Source organism: Streptomyces sp. NPDC052020 (assembly GCF_040680575.1).
Taxonomy (GTDB): domain Bacteria; phylum Actinomycetota; class Actinomycetes; order Streptomycetales; family Streptomycetaceae; genus Streptomyces.
Map to the genome: position 1 here is coordinate 24,156 of NZ_JBFAWY010000016.1, position 14,742 is coordinate 38,897.

Genomic DNA, 14,742 nt, shown 5'->3' on the forward strand with positions numbered 1-14,742 from the left:
TCAGTCGGGCTTGCCGCGTCCCGTCAGCGCGTCCCGCACCCGGTCGACCATCCCGGCGCCCGGTGCCAGCAGCTTGTTCATCGGGGGCTGGTCGGGAGCGGACGGGTGCGGGCGGGTCGGGGCCGTCTTCTTCGCCTGGCGGACCTTGTCGCCCAGCTCGTCCAGCGCGTCCGCGGGACACGCCTCGCTCAGCCGGGGGAAGAGGTTGTCCTCCTCGTCGGCGATGTGTTCCCGGATCTCGCTCATCAGCATGCCGACCAGCCGGTCGAACTCGGCGTCGTCCGCCGCACATCCCTCCAGGTCCTTCATGATCTGCTCGGCCCTGGCGTGGTCCTCCAGCTCCTTGTCCGCGAGGGCGTCACCGTTGGCCACGTGCCGGCGGACGGCCGGGTAGAGATACGCCTCCTCGGCCACCGAGTGCCGTACCAGCTCCATCGTGGCCTGATCGGCGTACAGCTTGCGATCCTTGTGACCGGACGGCAGCGCCTCGATCCTGCCGAAGAGCTCCTCGACCTCACGGTGATCGGTCGTCAGCTCCTGGATGACGTTTCCGCCGTGTCCCATGTTGTCCTCACCTCCAGCCGGGTCGTGGCGGGCCTGGGTCCGGCCCGCCACGAGCGTCGGGTCCCCGCGTCGTCAGCGGGCTAACGCCGGTGCGGCCGGGTCGCCCCGGGCGGGCGGCCGTGCGGACGCCGCCGGGCGGGCACCGGCCCTGGGCCCACCCGACCACACGCGGCCCCCACCCGCCCTCCCGGCTACTCCTTCCGGCACGCCGCCGCACGCCCGGGCCGCACGGCATCCCGCGATGTCGGCATCCGTGGGACGGGCGGCCGGATCGCCATGGCGGCCATGGGCATCCGGGCGCGAAGCTGGAATGGACGCCGCGCACGGCGGCACCCCCGCCCGGACGCGGAGCCGGCCGGGGGACGGACCCGAGGAAAGGCGGACACGACATGGCCGGGGAACGCGACAGCGCGGCGAACGTGCCGGTGCCGCGGACGAGACTCGCCCGCGAGGCGACCGAACTCGTCCGCGACACCGCCAGCGAGCTGATCTACCACCATTCACGGCGGGTGTACTTCTTCGGCAGCCTCCAGGGCCGCAACCGCGACCTGAGCTTCGACCCGGAGCTGCTGTACATCGGCGCCCTGTTCCACGACCTCGGCCTCGACGAGCGCTTCCACGGCAGCGGGCGCCGCTTCGAGGTGGACAGCGCCGACGAGGCACGGCGGTTCCTGCGGTCGCACGACGTCCCCGAGGACAGCGTGCGCCGGGTGTGGACCGCGATCGCCCTGCACACCACCCCCGGCATCCCCCAGCACATGGAGCCGGAGGTGGCCCTGGTGACGGCCGGGGTGGAGTACGACGTGCTCGGCATCGGCTACGGCGAGGTCTCCGACGCGGAGCGCGCCGAGATCGTCGCCCTGCACCCGCGGCCCGGCTTCAAGCACCGCATCCTGGAGGCCTTCCACGACGGCGTCCGCAGCAAGCCGGACACCACCTTCGGCAACGTCAAGGCCGACGTCCTGCGGCACTTCGACCCCGGCTTCCGGCGCGGCGACTTCGTGCGCACGATCCTGGAGTCCCCTTGGAAGGAGTAGCCCCGCCCGCGGGCCGGGCCGGGCACCCCGTCGCCGTCGTCGCCTCCGACGGGGTGCGGCTCCTCGACGTCACCGGCCCCGTCGAGGTGTTCACCACCGCCAACCGCGGCGCCGACCACGACGTGCGGGTCGTCTCCGCCTCCGGGGCCGGGGTCGGCACCTCCTCCGGACTGCCCATCGGCGTCCACGCCGGGCCGGGGCCCGCCCGCACGCCCGGCTTATGCCCGGCGAACACGCATCACCGCCCCAGTTTTGCGTATTGACAAGACATAAGCTCCGGATATCGTCGACGCAACCGACCATCCGCATCCCTCCGGAGCCACCCGTGGATCCGCGTCACCGGGCTCGACTCGATCCGGGCCGGCACCGACCGCCGCCGCAAGAACACCGGGAGAGCCGGGCCGTCCGCCCCCGCCCGCCCCAGGAGGCCCGGCACACGACGTCCCTCCTGGACCGGTCCGCGCCCCCGGGCGGCGCGGCGGCCGCCCTGTGGCGCCAAGCGGCGGACGTCCTCGCCGGCAACCGGACCGGCGCCTCCACCGTGCCCTCCCGCACCCTCTACCCCCACCAGTGGAGCTGGGACTCCGCGTTCGTGGCCATCGGACTGCGCCACCTCTCGGCCCGCCGCGCTCAGGGCGAGCTCGAGAGCCTGATGGCCGCGCAGTGGGCCGACGGGCGTATCCCGCACATCGTGTTCAGCCCGGCCGTGCCGCACGACGCCTACTTCCCGAGCCCGGACTTCTGGCGGTCCTCCCGGGCCGGCCGGGCGGCGGGCGCACCGGCCGGCCCGGAGACCTCCGGCATCGTCCAGCCGCCCGTGCACGCCCTGGCCGCCTGGCTGGTGCACCGGGCCGACCCCGAGGAGTCCCGGCGCCGCGGTTTCCTCGCCCGCGCCCTCCCCCGGCTCGCCGCCTGGCACGACTACCTCCTCACCCGCCGCGACCTCGGCGGCGGGGGACTGGCGGCCGTCGTCCACCCGTGGGAGTCCGGCATGGACAACAGCCCCTGCTGGGACCGGGCCCTGCACCGCGTCGAGCCCGCCCCGCCGGGCGCCTTCCGGCGCGCCGACCTGCACCACGGCCACCACGCCGACCGGCCCACCGACGCCGACTACGGCCGCTACGTCCGCCTCGCGGCCGACTACCGGGAAGCCGGCTACGACGACCGCGCGGCCCGGCCCGGATTCGCCGTGGAGGACCCCTGCTTCAACGCCCTGCTGGCCGTCGGCGAGCTGGCCCTTGCCGCCATCGCCCGCGACCTCGGCGCGGACGGCGGTGCCCACACGGCCCGCGCGGAGCGGATCACCCGGCATCTGGTGGCCCGCCTGTGGGACGCCGGCGCGGGCGTCTTCCGCGTCCGGGACCTGCGCGACGGCAGCCTGGTCGACGAGCGCGGCGTCGGCGGACTCGTCCCGCTGGTCGTACCGCGGCTGCCGCCCGCCGTCGCCGGCCGTCTGCGCGCGGCACTCGACGGTCCGCGCTTTCGCGCTCCCGCCACCCGGCTCGTCCCCAGTTACGACGTGACCGGCCACGCCTTCGACGCCCAGCGCTACTGGCGCGGCCCCGCGTGGTTCAACACCGCCTGGCTGATCCACCGCGGCCTGCGCGCCCACGGCTACCACCGGCGAGCCGCGCAGCTCCGGGACGGCTTCCTCGCCGAGGCGGGCCGCTCCGGGTTCGCCGAGTACGTCGACCCCGTCACCGGCGCCGCGCGCGGCGCCCGGCGTTTCTCCTGGACCGCCGCCCTCACCCTCGACCTGCTGCGCGGCGGCACGCAGGTGCCCGGCCTCTGACCGGGCCCGTCCCGCCGGGCGGTCCGGGTACCCGCCCCGGACCGGAGGGCGGGCCGGTGGGGGAGAGGGAGGTGTCAGATGCCCAGCTTGGACTTGATGCCGCCCGTCGTCGCGCCCGGCCGGCACGCCGCCCGCACCGAACGGCCGACCAGCCGGGCGTCCCGCCGCGCTCCCTTGGCGGCGTGCCGGCCGCGCCACAGCAGGGACGGGGCGCTGCCCGTGTCGTCCGCCGCGATCAGCAGACCGCCCAGCATGGACAGGTTCTTGAGGAAGTGGATGAGCTGCTGGGCGCGTTCGCCCTCGTCCTCCGCCTCCCAGAAGCGGTGCCCGGCCAGTGTGGTGGGCACCAGGGTCGCGGCGAGGGCCAGCGCGGACAGCCGGGGCAAGCGGCCGATCCCCAGCAGGACACCGCCCGCCACCTGGACGGCGCCGCTCAGCCGGACCAGCTGCTCGGTGCGGTCCGGAAGCACCCCCACCCGTTCGGCCAGCGGACGGACCACGGGTTCGGCCACCGGGGCCACGGCCTCGGGGTTGCGAACGGAGTTCAGGCCACCGGCGATGAACATCGACGCCAGCATCGGACGGCCGGCCACACGCAGAAGACTCATGGCGTCTCTCCAGAGGTGTTGTGCCACAGGTGTCGTGCTTCGGGGGAACGAGGTGTCGTGCCTACAGCGATCATCGGGTGCCCTGCCCCACCGGTGCCATTCGGCGTCCGCCCACCGGCCGACACGCACCGGTCACACGCCGTCCGCGAAGGCCGCCCGCGCCCCACCCGCGCGCCCCGCGGTGCGCCGGCGGCCCGGCGCGGGCCCGCGCCCGGCCAGTCCCGAGCGAGATCTTGAAGCCGGGCGGCCGGGCGGGCAGGATGGGGCGGTGACCTCCTCTCCCGCCGTACGCCCCTACCGTCCCGAAGACCTCCCGGCCCTGGAGGAGGTCTGCATCCGCACCGCGCACAACGGCCAGGACAGCCGCCCCGTCTACGCCGACCCCGGCCTGCTGCCGCTGATCTTCGCCACCCCGTACGTCCATCTCGATCCGGAGCTGGCCTTCGTCCTGGACGACGGGGCGGGCCGGGCCGTCGGCTACATCCTCGGCACCGCGGACACCTCCGCCTTCGCCGAGGCGTTCCGCGCCAAGTGGCTGCCGCTGGTCGCGGACCGCTACCCGGCACCGGACGGCCCTCCGCGCACCCCCGACGATATGATGGCCGGTCTGCTGCACCGCCCCGAGCGGATGGTCCTGCCGGAACTGGCCGGCTACCCGGCCCATCTGCACATCGACCTGCTGCCCGCGTGGCAGGGCCGGGGACACGGCCGGAGCCTGATGCGGACCTTCCTGCGCGCCCTGCGTGCCCGGGGCGTACCCGCCGTCCACCTGGGCATGGTGACGGTCAACACCGGGGCCCGGGCCTTCTACGACCGTGTCGGCTTCCACGAGATCGACGTCCCCGACCCCGGTCCGCTCGTCTATCTCGGGCGCACCACGGACGACCCCGACCGCCCCTGACACCGGCCGCCGGACCGGCCCGCCGTCAGTCCACCGGCAACCGGTAGACGTTGAAGGCCCGGCGGATCACGGGCTGGGCCACGTTGCGCACCCGCACCCCGCCGGCCGTCATGCCGTGCTCGGTCCCCAGGTGCGCGTGGCCGTGCACGGCGAGGTCGGCACCGGCGGTGTCGACCGCCTCGGCCAGCAGGTAACTGCCGAGGAACGGGTGGATCTCCGGCGGTTCACCGGCGAGGGTGTCGGCCACGGGCGAGAAGTGCGTCAGGGCGACGCGCGCGTCGCAGCCCTGACGGTCCAGCGCCTCCAGCGCGCCGCGCAGGCTGTCCGCCGAGCGGCGCGTGGTGCGGACGAACTCCTTCATCACGGGCTCGCCGAACTCGCCGGCGCTGCGGCCCACGAACCCGCCGCCGAACCCCTTGGTGCCGGCGACGCCCAGGCGCCGCCCGCCGCACTCCACGACGGTGCCCTCGCCCTCCAGGACCGTGACACCGGCGTCCTGGAGGATCGCGGTGACCTTCTCGGGCTGCTCGTCGTGGTGGTCGTGGTTGCCGAGCACCGCCACCACCGGCACCGGCAGGTCACGTACCTCCTGGGCCACCACCCGGGCCTCCTCCGGTGTGCCGTGCCGGGTCAGGTCTCCCGCGAGCAGCAGCAGGTCGGCGCAGTCGGGCAGGGTCTCGAAGGCCGGCCGCAGCAGCCCCTGGCTGTCCGGGCCCATGTGGATGTCTCCGACGGCGGCGACGCGCATCATCACAGCTCCTCCGCATGGTCGGGGCGGGTGGTCTCCGCCACCACGATGTCGCTGTGCACGGTCAGCCCGGCCAGCTCCTCGTCCACGATCCGCAGCAGCGTCTCGCGGCACTGCGCGGAGGGCACCGTGCCGGTGACCGCCACCGCCCCGGCGCGGACCTCGGCCCGCACCCCCAGTTCGCCGAGCTCCTCGGCGGCGAGCCGGTCCCGCAGATGGGCGATGCGGTAATCGACGTTCCCGGAGGCGGGCGCCGCCCCGGCCGAAGCGGGCGCGCCGTGGGTCGTGAGGTCGCTCATCGCTGGTCCTCCTTCGGCCGGCCGTGCGGCGGAATGATCTCCAGCCGTTCGAGAATGAAGAAGAACGCGGCGGGCATGGGCGCGTCCCCGCAGGCGCGGCGCACCTCGTCCCAGTCGATCTTCTCGCGCAGGGTGCGGGCGATCGGCAGCACCGCCCCGAAGTCGCAGTGATGCTCCGAGAACGCGGCCAGCAGGCTCCGCACCAGATCCGTCGGCGACAGGACCGGCATCAGGACCGAGTCGACCGACAGCTCCTCGGCCCGCTCCAGCATCTCCCGCGTCACGGGCGCATGGGCCAGCTCGAAGATGAGGTCGACCTGCTGGCCGAGGCAGACCGCCTTCAGCAGCCAGTCCTCGGGCGGGGTGTAGACCGTCAGACCGGCCTCGCGCAGGGTCGCGGCGACGGCCCCGGCGTCCTCCGGACGGATGCAGAAGTCGACGTCGTGCTGGAGGTTCTGGGTGCCGCCGTGGGCGTACACGGCGACGCTGCCGGCCAGGGCGAACGGGTGCTCCTTCTTCTTCAGGATGGCGCCGACCTGTTTGGCCGCCTGAAGGATCGCCTGGTTGCGGTCGAGGGGAAGATCGTCCTTCAGTACCCGGTTCTGGGGGACGAGCTCGGGATCCCCCGCGGCCAGACGGAGCTCGGGAACGCCGGCGCGCTGGTCGAGAGCGTGGTCGTCGGCGTGCTGCGTCATTGCTTCTCCCCTTTCCGGACCCTGCGTCCTCCGGCCGGCCCCGGAAGGCGGCGCCGGAGGCGGTGACGGTGCCTTCCAGGTACCCGGCGCACTCGCGTCGACACGGGCCCCGCCCACTCCGGCCGCGGGCGGTGCGGCGAGGGAGCCGGCCCCGGTTCGGGGCACTCGCGCGGTATGGACGACAACGACAGGCAGCGGACCCGGACCGGCGACCCGGAGCGCCGTACCGTGGAGCGGCTGGTGGCGGCCTGGCTGGCGGAGACCGAACGGCACGACCCTGCCGCCGCCCGCGAGGCCCGCACCGGCTGGGAGCGGGACGCCCTGCCGGACCGGGCCGCGCAGGACCTGGCCACCTGGGTCACCGCCCGGGTCACGGACACGGCGTTCAACGAGGACGAGGGCCCGCACGTCGAGGGCCCGGTCCAGATCACCCCGGCGGACAAGGACACCGTGCACCGCTGGCTGCGGGCGCGGGGGCACCCGGTCTGAGACGCCGGTGCCCCGCGCCGCGCGCCGCAACGCGCCCGGCCCGGCCGGCCCGGAGCCGGGCGGCTCCGCGGCGCCGAGCACACCCCGGTTGCGGCGGCGGACCGTCCGGCTCCGGCGGCCTCAGCAGACGGGGGGCCGCCACTCGAACATCAGGATCGTCGCGTCGTCCCGCAGCTGCCCGGTCGGGGAGTCCAGGATCGAGTGGATGAGGCGGCGCAGCGTCTCCGGCGCCAGTTCGCCGCCCGCCGTGGCCCGGATGACGTAGTCGGCGAACCGCTCCAGCCCGAACAGCTGCGCCTCCCGCGTCCGGGCCTCGGTGACCCCGTCGGTGTACATCAGCACCCGGTCACCGGGCTCGAGAGGGAACTCGTGGACCTGGCGCGACCCGGAGGACAGCCGTGACGGCATGCCGAGAGGGGGATCGGCGTCGCGCTCCAGGGCGTCGGTGACCAACTGGCCGTCCCGCAGGAGGAGAGGCGCCGGGTGCCCGCAGTTGTACCAGCGCAGCAGGCCCCCGTTCAGCTCCAGCTGGGCGAAGACCGCGGTGCAGTACTGCTCCGGGAGCCACTGCGCCAAGGCGCTGTCGACGGCTTCGACGAGATCGGGGAGGTCGCCCCCGTTGCGCCGGGCGTTGCGGCAGGCGGCCAGCGCCACCGCGCTGGTCAGCCCGGAGGCGAGGTCGTGCCCCATGGCGTCGATGACGGACACGTGCAGCACCGTCCGGCCGAGCGAGTGGTCGAAGGCGTCCCCGCCGAGCTCGTACGCCGGCTCCAGGACGGCCGTCGACACCACGCGGTCGTCGCCGATCGTGCGGGGCGGCAGGAACGCGCGGAGCATCTCGGAGGGCAGCCGCATCCGCGCCGTGCGGGTGTGCTGGATGAAGGAGTCCTCGTACGCCCGCTTCGACGTGATCATCATGGCCAGGAGGGAGGCGAGCGCCCTGCCGCGGCACAGGGAGGCGGAGGTCAGCGCCGTCTCGTGCACCGCGAGCACGCCGAGCCGCTCCGCACCGTCCAGCAGGGGGTGCCAGGCGATGATCCCGCCCGCGTCCGACTCCTCCACCCGCAGGGCCTGCGTGCGGTACGCCCAGCCCGCCAGCGAGCCGTCGACGGGAAGCGGGGAGGCGATGTCCGTCTCGGGAACGAGATGGCGCTGTTGCAGGTCGACCAGGTAGACGACGGCATGCCGCAGCCCCAGGGCCTTGGAGCAGCGCGCCACGGCGGTGGGCAGGTCCAGTGTCAGATGAGCCGGATCGGCGAGGAACTCCAGCAGCGGTCCGTCGCTCGACTCGGGCGTCGTCACCTCGTCTCCCCTCGTCGCGAACCCGGCGTGATGGGGCACGTCGCCCCAGCAGTCTTTCACCGTGCGCCCCGGCTCGCGCGTCCACGCGCGCCCCGGTACCCCCGGCCGGCACCCGGGCGAGCCGCCCGTCGGCGTCCCGTGCTTCGTCTCCGGCATTCCGGGCACGCGTCCCGTCGGACGGCACGGGTGCGCGACGGCGGGTCACCCACGACTCTGGAGTCACAGGCAACCCCTCAGTCACGCCCCGAGCCTTCGACGATGTCCCGAGCCCGACTCACGGAACCCACCGAGGAGTGGTGCCGCATGACCGAGTACGAGCGTTCCCGCACCATGCCCGCCCAGCCCGAGCAGGTCTTCGACCAGGCCGCCAACGTCGGCCAGATGGAGACCTGGCTCCCGGACGCCCTGCACGTGCGCGTCGAGGACCCGCCCGCCGTCACCGTGCACGAGGACCGGACCGACCAGGACACCTCCGCCCTGCTGCGCGCCCGCCCCGAGCAGATGCGGATCGAGTGGGGCACCCGCGAACAGGGCAGCTACACCGGCTGGCTCCAGGTCGCCGGCGTCGGCAGCGGAGCCAGCGAGGTCACGGTGCACCTGTCGTTCTTCGACGACAGCCACGACCCGGGCCGCCAGGAGGTGCTCGACGCCCTCGACAAGAGCCTGGGCCGCCTGGAGGAACAGGTACGCCTGCGCGTCGAGAACGCGGCCGGCTGACCGGCCCGGTCGGCGGAGCCGGCGGCTCCGGTACGGCGGCCGCCCGGCGGTGACGTTCGGGACGAAACCGTGACAGACGCGGAGGACAACGCCCCGGCTCTCCGACGGGTCGTACGAGATGAGGCGGGGAACGCACGACGCGTGGCGTCGGCCCGCCTCGGCCCACACCATGGGACGACCGAATGGGGGACACGATGTCCGTCCGCACCCGATCCGTCCGGCTCGCCGTGGCCGCCCTGGCGGCCCTGGCCGCCACCGCGCTGGGCGCCGCCCCGGCCGCCGCCGGGGCCCCGGCCTCCGGCACGCCCCGCTTCCTGGAACCCTCCGAGCTGCCGCCCCACCCGTCCTCCGCCTGGTACGCCGGGCCGGTCACCGCCGGCCGGCCCGATCCGCTGCCGGTGTGCGTGGGCGACGCCCTGCCCTCGACCACCACCCACCGCGCGTACTGGACCGAGTACGACACCGGCGCCGAGCAGGTGACGGTGGTGGAGCGGGACGAGCGGCGGGCGGCCGAGTTCGCGGCCCTGCTCCGCCGGCACCTCGCGGCGTGCGCGGGCGAGCTCATGGAGCAGCACCCGGACGTCACCGCGACGCAGAAGTACTACGGACGGCTGAACGTCGAGGAGGGCGCCGACCTCTACGGGCTCCACACCGTCGCCGCCTGGGGAGCGTCCGACATCGCCCTGTTCTCGGTCGGACGGGAGGGACGGCAGGACCGTGACCGTCGTGCGGTGGGCCCAGATGGGCACCTTCGCGCACGCCCCGGTCGCCGACTTCCGGGCCACCACGGTCACGGCCGTCGGCAAGCTGTACTGACCCCCGGTACGGGCAGGCCCTGCCGGGCCCGCGGACCGTCCCGCCCGGCCCCGCCGCCACCGCGGTCCGCGCGCGGACCGCGCCGGAAGGACACGGAGGTCAGCCGTCGGCGCCCGGGAAGACGGTCCGCACCTGCTGGAGCCGCAGCTCCTCCAGCGTGTCCGCCTGGCGCCGGGCCCGCTCCAGCAGGCCGTCCAGCAGCCGGGCGTCGAGGCGGTCGTCGGTGTCGGCGAGGCGGCGCAACGTCCGCCACCCGGCCTGTTTGCCCTGCACGCCCAGCCGCAGTGCCTCCAGCTCCAGCAGGGTGCTCAGCGGCGAGCGGTGCAGCAGGCGGCCGTTGGTCTTCAGCCGCCCCACCCGCTCGGCCATCCGTCCGGCGTACACCTTGTACTGGCGTACCGGGACGCCGAGCCGCCTCATGACGCGGATCAGGGCCGCGCGGTCCTCGGCGATCTCGGCGGCGACCGGGGCCACCGCCTCGCCGAGGTCCGAGTCGCCGCACGACCGCACCAGGTACCGGGCGCGCTCCGCCCCGGCTGTCGCGCCCGCCAGGTGGTCGTTGAGGTAGATGCCCAGCAGGGCCGGGCCGGCGTACGGACCCCAGGCGTGGCCGTGCGTCCCCGGGCGTGAGCGCTCGTTCATCGGGTGTGCCCTTCGTCGTGACGGAGCGCGGCGGACCGGCCGCGGGACAGCGGCCCGACGTCCGGCCGGCGGCCCGGCCGCAGTGCCGCGTGCCGCTGCCCGGGCCCGGGGCCCCGGCGGGCGGCCAGGGCGTCGGCGACGGCACCGGTGGCGAAGGCGTAGACGGCCTTGTGCAGCAGATCCACGACCAGTTCGGACCGGGGCCAGGTCTGCGGCGGGGCGCCGACCCCGGTGGCGTTCTCCAGGATCTGGTCGTTGGTCAGCCGCACCACGGCGAACTGCGCCGACGACCACGGCCCGCGCAGTCCGGCGTGCGCCATCACCGAGCGCAGGACGCCCAGCAGCGCTCCCTGCCCGACGTGCATCTTGAGGTTCACCGCCGTCGGCTGCCGGCCGGGCCGCTCCGGCGCCCCGATCAGCCGCTCCAGCGTCCGGCCGGGGACGTGTGAGTCGGGACGGCCGGTCAGACGCTGCTCCGCCTTCTCCCCGAGCGTCATCGCGAGCACCCCGGCCGTACCGGCGAGGAGTCCTTCCCACAGCGCGCGCTTCATCATGCCGCCGTGAGTACCCCGATCGGCGCCGCGCCACCCGGCCGTACGGCCAGCGCCGGGCGGCGCGGCCGGGGCGGCGGGTCAGCGTCCCAGCGCGGACACCGCGGTTCCGACGCCCGCGGCGCAGGCCACGATCACCGACGCGCACGCGGCGTGCCGGCGCAGCAGGGTGCGGCGCAGGGTCAGGTAGCGGGTCTCGTACTCCTGCCGCAGCTCGCCCGCGCGCCGGACCGTGTCCTGGAGCAGCCGGCGGGCGAGGGCGATGCGCTGCTCGACGTAGTGCCGGCTCAGATCCTCGGCCTGCGCCGTGGTCAGCCACGGCAGCGCGGCACACAGCGCGCGCGCCTCACGGCGGGCGTCGTCGAGGTGCGCCCGTGCCATGAGGTACCCCTCGGCCTCCGCCGCGAGGCCGGAGGCGTCGCAGGCCCGCGGGTCGCCGCCCCGGCCGGTGCTCACGACCGGTCGCTCTCGTGCCCCGCGGCGTCGATCACGTCGCGCTTGCCGACGTTCTCCTTCTCGTCCAGCTGGGCCACGTCGGGGTGGTGCAGGTCGAACGCGGGGGATTCGGAGCGGATGCGGGGCAGGGTGACGAAGTTGTGGCGGGGCGGCGGGCAGGAGGTGGCCCATTCCAGGGAGCGGCCGTAGCCCCACGGGTCGTCGACCTCCACCTTCTTGCCGCGCTGGGCGGTCTTCCAGACGTTGTACAGGAACGGCAGGGTGGACAGGCCCAGCAGGAAGGCGCCGATGCTGGAGACGGTGTTGAGGGCGGTGAACCCGTCGGCGGCGAGATAGTCGGCGTACCGCCGGGGCATGCCTTCGGCGCCCAGCCAGTGCTGCACCAGGAAGGTGGTGTGGAAGCCGACGAAGAGGGTCCAGAAGTGGACCTTCTCCAGGCGGGTGTCCAGCATCGTGCCGGTCATCTTGGGCCACCAGAAGCTGAAGCCGCCGAACATCGCGAAGACGATGGTGCCGAAGAGCACGTAGTGGAAGTGGGCGATGACGAAGTAGCTGTCGGTGACGTGGAAGTCCAGCGGCGGGGAGGCGAGGAGGACGCCGGTCAGCCCGCCGAAGAGGAAGGTGACGAGGAAGCCGGCCGCCCACAGCATGGGCGGCTCGAACGACAGGGACCCGTTCCACATGGTGCCGATCCAGTTGAAGAACTTCACGCCCGTCGGCACGGCGATCAGGAAGCTCATGAAGGAGAAGAACGGCAGCAGCACGGCCTGGGTCGCGAACATGTGGTGGGCCCAGACGGTCACGGACAGGCCGGTGATGGCGATGGTGGCGCCGACCAGACCCATGTAGCCGAAGATCGGCTTGCGGGAGAAGACCGGGATGATCTCGGTGATCACACCGAAGAACGGCAGGGCCAGGATGTAGACCTCGGGGTGGCCGAAGAACCAGAACAGGTGCTGCCACAGGAGCGACCCGCCGTTCTCGGGGTCGAAGACGTGCGCGCCGAACTGGCGGTCCGCCTCCAGCGCGAACAGCGCGGCGGCGAGAACGGGGAAGGCCAGTAGGACCAGCACCGAGGTGAGCAGCACGTTCCAGGTGAACAGCGGCATGCGGAACATGGTCATGCCGGGGGCCCGCATGCAGATGATGGTGGTGACGAAGTTGACCGCGCCCAGGATGGTGCCGAACCCGGACAGCGCCAGGCCCATGATCCACAGGTCGCCGCCGACGTAAGGGGTGCGCTCCCCGCCGCTGAGCGGGGTGTAGGCGGTCCAGCCGAAGTCCGCGGCGCCCTGCGGGGTGAGGAAGCTGCTCATGACGATCAGGCCGCCGAAGAGGAACAGCCAGTACGAGAACATGTTCAGCCGCGGGAAGGCGACATCGGGCGAGCCGATCTGCAACGGCATGATCGCGTTGGCGAACCCGGCGAACGTGGGGGTGGCGAACAGCAGCAGCATGATCGTGCCGTGCATCGTGAACGCCTGGTTGTACTGCTCGGGGGAGACGAGTTGCAGGCCCGGCCGGGCCAGCTCCGCCCGGATCACCATCGCCAGCAGGCCACCGATCAGGAAGAACCCGAACGACGTGATCAGGTACAGATGCCCGATCTTCTTGTGATCGGTCGTGGTCAGCCAGGTGACGACCACGCGGCCCCTGCCGCGGCGTCCCTTCGCCGCCGGGACCGGAGCGATCGGTTCAGTCGTATGTGTCGCCATCAGTTTCCTCGGTCGATGCCCGTCGGTGCGCCTGCGGACGCGGTGGCCGGACGGGGTGCGGGGGCGCGTCCGGCTCCGGCTGCGTGTGTCGCGCAGCGCGTGCCCAGAGCCACCGACGTTAGTCTCCCTTTTCCGACATAACGTCACCGAGCACGTATTTTGGGCCGGATGGCTGAGGGATGTCTATCCGTCCGAGTGTGTCGGGTGGCGGCCAGGGTGACGCCCTCGACGCCGCCGCACGCCGCCGCCCCGTCCCGGCCCGTCACCCGAATGGCCCCTGCACGTTTCTGATCCCGGTGATTGTGGGGTCTCCTGGACAGTGACGGCGGCGTCCACCTTGGGAGGCCGGATCATGTACGAGATGTGCGTGGGCCCGGAAAAGCCGGGCGGAGCATTGGTGTGGCACGTGATGGCCAAACAGGCCGCGGCCACCTTGTGCGGGCAGCGGTTCGCCGCTCGCATCGAGGCGTCCAGAGCCGAACGGGCACGCCACTGCCCGGACTGCATGGCCTCGTTCGCGGAGTTGATGACCACTACGCCGCGTTGACGCCTGCCCGTGACGCCGGCCGGACACCCGTTTCGAGCGGGGTCCGGCCGGCGCCCTGCCGCGCACGGCGACCACCGGCGCCCCCTCACCTGCCGGGGGCACGCCGCCCCGTGTACGGCTGACGGCCGGTCACCCCGTACGGCTGCTTCCGTCCCGTGGCGGTCGCCCGACCGGTGTGCGGTCACCCGGCGGCGGCAGTCGTGCGGAAGGCCGCGCCCCCGGGTGACGGCACCGGCCCCGCGGTCCGGCCGACGGCTTCGGCCGGACCGGCCTCACCTTCGGCGCCCACGCGACGGGCCCGGCCCCGCGGTGCGACCGGCCCCGGACTGCGTCGGGCATCCCGGCGGAAATGGGTGCCGGCACCGATGGCGGATGCCCCCGGCCGGCTGTGAGGGTGGAGCCAGGCCGCGCCCCCGGCCACGCGGACCTGCCGGCCGCGGGCGCCGTGCGGGCCGGGGAGCCACGCGGGCCCCTGGCCGGTCCGCTCCGCCCTGCGGCCGCGGATCGCGGAGGGGAGGGACGCCGCCCTGGTGCGGCGGCGTGCCGACAACGGGCCGGTCCGCCCGGTGACGCGGGCGGCGGCGTTCCAACGGCGCCGGGCACCGCCCCGGACGCGGCTGGCGGCCGTCGACCGGTGTGCCCGCCCGCACCGGGCCGCACGCCCGCGCACGCGTCCGCCCGGGGCCGGCCACCGGGCCCGGAGGACCAGGACGGACCGGCGGCCACCGCGCCCCCAACGACAGCCGTGCGCGGGCCGGACCGGCGCGGCACCGCGCCCGCGCACTCGCAGACCGACCGACCGGACCGCGAACGAAGGAGGATCCGCATCCACTCCGTACATGTGAAGCGCCCCCGCCCCGCCG

16 protein-coding genes and 1 pseudogene are annotated in these 14,742 nt (G+C 74.1%); 7 read left to right on the top strand and 10 right to left on the bottom strand.

The genetic code is table 11. From position 1 onward, the window contains the following. A complete protein-coding gene (locus tag AB0L74_RS18495; RefSeq protein WP_365652796.1) occupies window positions 1–564 on the bottom strand; it encodes a hemerythrin domain-containing protein in 564 nt (187 codons plus the stop codon). A 389-nt stretch (window positions 565–953) separates the two neighbouring features. Between AB0L74_RS18495 and AB0L74_RS18500 the strand changes: the two genes are divergently transcribed. The 3 genes from AB0L74_RS18500 to AB0L74_RS18510 all read left to right on the top strand — a co-directional run bounded on the left by AB0L74_RS18500 (window position 954) and on the right by AB0L74_RS18510 (window position 3,393). Then, window positions 954–1,601 carry an HD domain-containing protein gene (locus AB0L74_RS18500; RefSeq protein WP_365652799.1) on the top strand — a complete coding sequence of 216 codons (648 nt, stop codon included), beginning with the start codon at window positions 954–956 and terminating at the stop codon, window positions 1,599–1,601. Further along, the gene (locus AB0L74_RS18505) at window positions 1,589–1,864 is read left to right on the top strand and encodes a hypothetical protein (RefSeq protein ID WP_365652802.1); all 276 of its coding nucleotides are present in this window, start codon (window positions 1,589–1,591) and stop codon (window positions 1,862–1,864) included. The genes AB0L74_RS18500 and AB0L74_RS18505 overlap by 13 nt, the downstream gene beginning before the upstream one ends. Window positions 1,865–2,049: 185 nt before the next feature. Continuing rightward, the gene (locus AB0L74_RS18510; protein ID WP_365653149.1) at window positions 2,050–3,393 is read left to right on the top strand and encodes a hypothetical protein; all 1,344 of its coding nucleotides are present in this window, start codon (window positions 2,050–2,052) and stop codon (window positions 3,391–3,393) included. Window positions 3,394–3,467: 74 nt separating this feature from the next. Here the strand turns inward: AB0L74_RS18510 and AB0L74_RS18515 are convergent, their stop codons facing one another. After that, entirely contained in the window at window positions 3,468–4,001 is a 534-nt protein-coding gene (locus AB0L74_RS18515) for a DoxX family protein (protein WP_365652805.1), read from the bottom strand. 268 nt (window positions 4,002–4,269) lie between these two features. Between AB0L74_RS18515 and AB0L74_RS18520 the strand changes: the two genes are divergently transcribed. After that, the gene (locus AB0L74_RS18520) at window positions 4,270–4,902 is read left to right on the top strand and encodes a GNAT family N-acetyltransferase (protein WP_365652808.1); all 633 of its coding nucleotides are present in this window, start codon (window positions 4,270–4,272) and stop codon (window positions 4,900–4,902) included. A gap of 25 nt (window positions 4,903–4,927) precedes the next feature. Here AB0L74_RS18520 and AB0L74_RS18525 read toward each other — a convergent pair whose 3' ends face one another. The 3 genes from AB0L74_RS18525 to AB0L74_RS18535 are packed head-to-tail and all read right to left on the bottom strand — an operon-like array spanning window position 4,928 to window position 6,644. Next, window positions 4,928–5,653, bottom strand: a complete 726-nt coding sequence (locus AB0L74_RS18525) for a metallophosphoesterase (protein ID WP_365652811.1) — start codon at window positions 5,651–5,653, stop codon at window positions 4,928–4,930. Next, window positions 5,653–5,949 carry a BON domain-containing protein gene (locus AB0L74_RS18530; protein ID WP_365652814.1) on the bottom strand — a complete coding sequence of 99 codons (297 nt, stop codon included), beginning with the start codon at window positions 5,947–5,949 and terminating at the stop codon, window positions 5,653–5,655. The genes AB0L74_RS18525 and AB0L74_RS18530 overlap by 1 nt, the downstream gene beginning before the upstream one ends. Then, window positions 5,946–6,644, bottom strand: a complete 699-nt coding sequence (locus tag AB0L74_RS18535; RefSeq protein WP_365652817.1) for a hypothetical protein — start codon at window positions 6,642–6,644, stop codon at window positions 5,946–5,948. The genes AB0L74_RS18530 and AB0L74_RS18535 overlap by 4 nt, the downstream gene beginning before the upstream one ends. 174 nt (window positions 6,645–6,818) lie before the next feature. Here AB0L74_RS18535 and AB0L74_RS18540 point away from each other — a divergent pair, with 174 nt between their 5' ends. Then, window positions 6,819–7,133: a hypothetical protein gene (locus tag AB0L74_RS18540; RefSeq protein ID WP_365652820.1), complete on the top strand. Its 315-nt coding sequence runs from the start codon at window positions 6,819–6,821 to the stop codon at window positions 7,131–7,133. A gap of 120 nt (window positions 7,134–7,253) precedes the next feature. On the opposite strand, the gene AB0L74_RS18545 is transcribed toward AB0L74_RS18540, so the two are convergent. Then, the gene (locus tag AB0L74_RS18545) at window positions 7,254–8,435 is read right to left on the bottom strand and encodes a PP2C family protein-serine/threonine phosphatase (RefSeq protein WP_365652823.1); all 1,182 of its coding nucleotides are present in this window, start codon (window positions 8,433–8,435) and stop codon (window positions 7,254–7,256) included. A gap of 303 nt (window positions 8,436–8,738) precedes the next feature. Between AB0L74_RS18545 and AB0L74_RS18550 the strand changes: the two genes are divergently transcribed. Together AB0L74_RS18550 and AB0L74_RS18555 are read left to right on the top strand one after the other, a co-directional pair. Then, window positions 8,739–9,152, top strand: coding sequence for an SRPBCC family protein (locus tag AB0L74_RS18550; RefSeq protein WP_365653152.1), 414 nt, complete (start codon window positions 8,739–8,741; stop codon window positions 9,150–9,152). A 182-nt stretch (window positions 9,153–9,334) separates the two neighbouring features. Next, window positions 9,335–9,968: pseudogene (locus AB0L74_RS18555) on the top strand (hypothetical protein). Between the two features lie 99 nt (window positions 9,969–10,067). Here AB0L74_RS18555 and AB0L74_RS18560 read toward each other — a convergent pair. The 4 genes from AB0L74_RS18560 to ctaD form a co-directional block, all read right to left on the bottom strand. After that, a complete protein-coding gene (locus tag AB0L74_RS18560) occupies window positions 10,068–10,610 on the bottom strand; it encodes a hypothetical protein (protein ID WP_365652826.1) in 543 nt (180 codons plus the stop codon). Then, on the bottom strand, window positions 10,607–11,164 hold the full coding sequence (locus AB0L74_RS18565) for a hypothetical protein (protein ID WP_365652829.1): 558 nt from the start codon (window positions 11,162–11,164) through the stop codon (window positions 10,607–10,609). Before AB0L74_RS18565 ends, AB0L74_RS18560 begins: the two co-directional genes overlap by 4 nt. 78 nt (window positions 11,165–11,242) lie before the next feature. Beyond that, entirely contained in the window at window positions 11,243–11,542 is a 300-nt protein-coding gene (locus tag AB0L74_RS18570) for a hypothetical protein (protein WP_365653155.1), read from the bottom strand. A gap of 71 nt (window positions 11,543–11,613) precedes the next feature. Further along, on the bottom strand, window positions 11,614–13,332 hold the full coding sequence (gene ctaD / locus AB0L74_RS18575) for a cytochrome c oxidase subunit I (RefSeq protein WP_365652832.1): 1,719 nt from the start codon (window positions 13,330–13,332) through the stop codon (window positions 11,614–11,616). Window positions 13,333–14,742 lie beyond the last annotated feature (1,410 nt).

What these genes read in the sequence shown, in the direction of transcription:
- AB0L74_RS18495 (WP_365652796.1), bottom strand. Translation starts at nt 564, where the DNA reads ATGGGACACGGCGGAAACGTCATCCAGGAGCTGACGACCGATCACCGT.
- AB0L74_RS18500 (WP_365652799.1), top strand. Translation starts at nt 954, where the DNA reads ATGGCCGGGGAACGCGACAGCGCGGCGAACGTGCCGGTGCCGCGGACG.
- AB0L74_RS18515 (WP_365652805.1), bottom strand. Translation starts at nt 4,001, where the DNA reads ATGAGTCTTCTGCGTGTGGCCGGCCGTCCGATGCTGGCGTCGATGTTC.
- AB0L74_RS18525 (WP_365652811.1), bottom strand. Translation starts at nt 5,653, where the DNA reads ATGATGCGCGTCGCCGCCGTCGGAGACATCCACATGGGCCCGGACAGC.
- AB0L74_RS18530 (WP_365652814.1), bottom strand. Translation starts at nt 5,949, where the DNA reads ATGAGCGACCTCACGACCCACGGCGCGCCCGCTTCGGCCGGGGCGGCG.
- AB0L74_RS18535 (WP_365652817.1), bottom strand. Translation starts at nt 6,644, where the DNA reads ATGACGCAGCACGCCGACGACCACGCTCTCGACCAGCGCGCCGGCGTT.
- AB0L74_RS18540 (WP_365652820.1), top strand. Translation starts at nt 6,819, where the DNA reads ATGGACGACAACGACAGGCAGCGGACCCGGACCGGCGACCCGGAGCGC.
- AB0L74_RS18550 (WP_365653152.1), top strand. Translation starts at nt 8,739, where the DNA reads ATGACCGAGTACGAGCGTTCCCGCACCATGCCCGCCCAGCCCGAGCAG.
- AB0L74_RS18560 (WP_365652826.1), bottom strand. Translation starts at nt 10,610, where the DNA reads ATGAACGAGCGCTCACGCCCGGGGACGCACGGCCACGCCTGGGGTCCG.
- AB0L74_RS18565 (WP_365652829.1), bottom strand. Translation starts at nt 11,164, where the DNA reads ATGATGAAGCGCGCGCTGTGGGAAGGACTCCTCGCCGGTACGGCCGGG.
- AB0L74_RS18570 (WP_365653155.1), bottom strand. Translation starts at nt 11,542, where the DNA reads ATGGCACGGGCGCACCTCGACGACGCCCGCCGTGAGGCGCGCGCGCTG.
- ctaD (WP_365652832.1), bottom strand. Translation starts at nt 13,332, where the DNA reads ATGGCGACACATACGACTGAACCGATCGCTCCGGTCCCGGCGGCGAAG.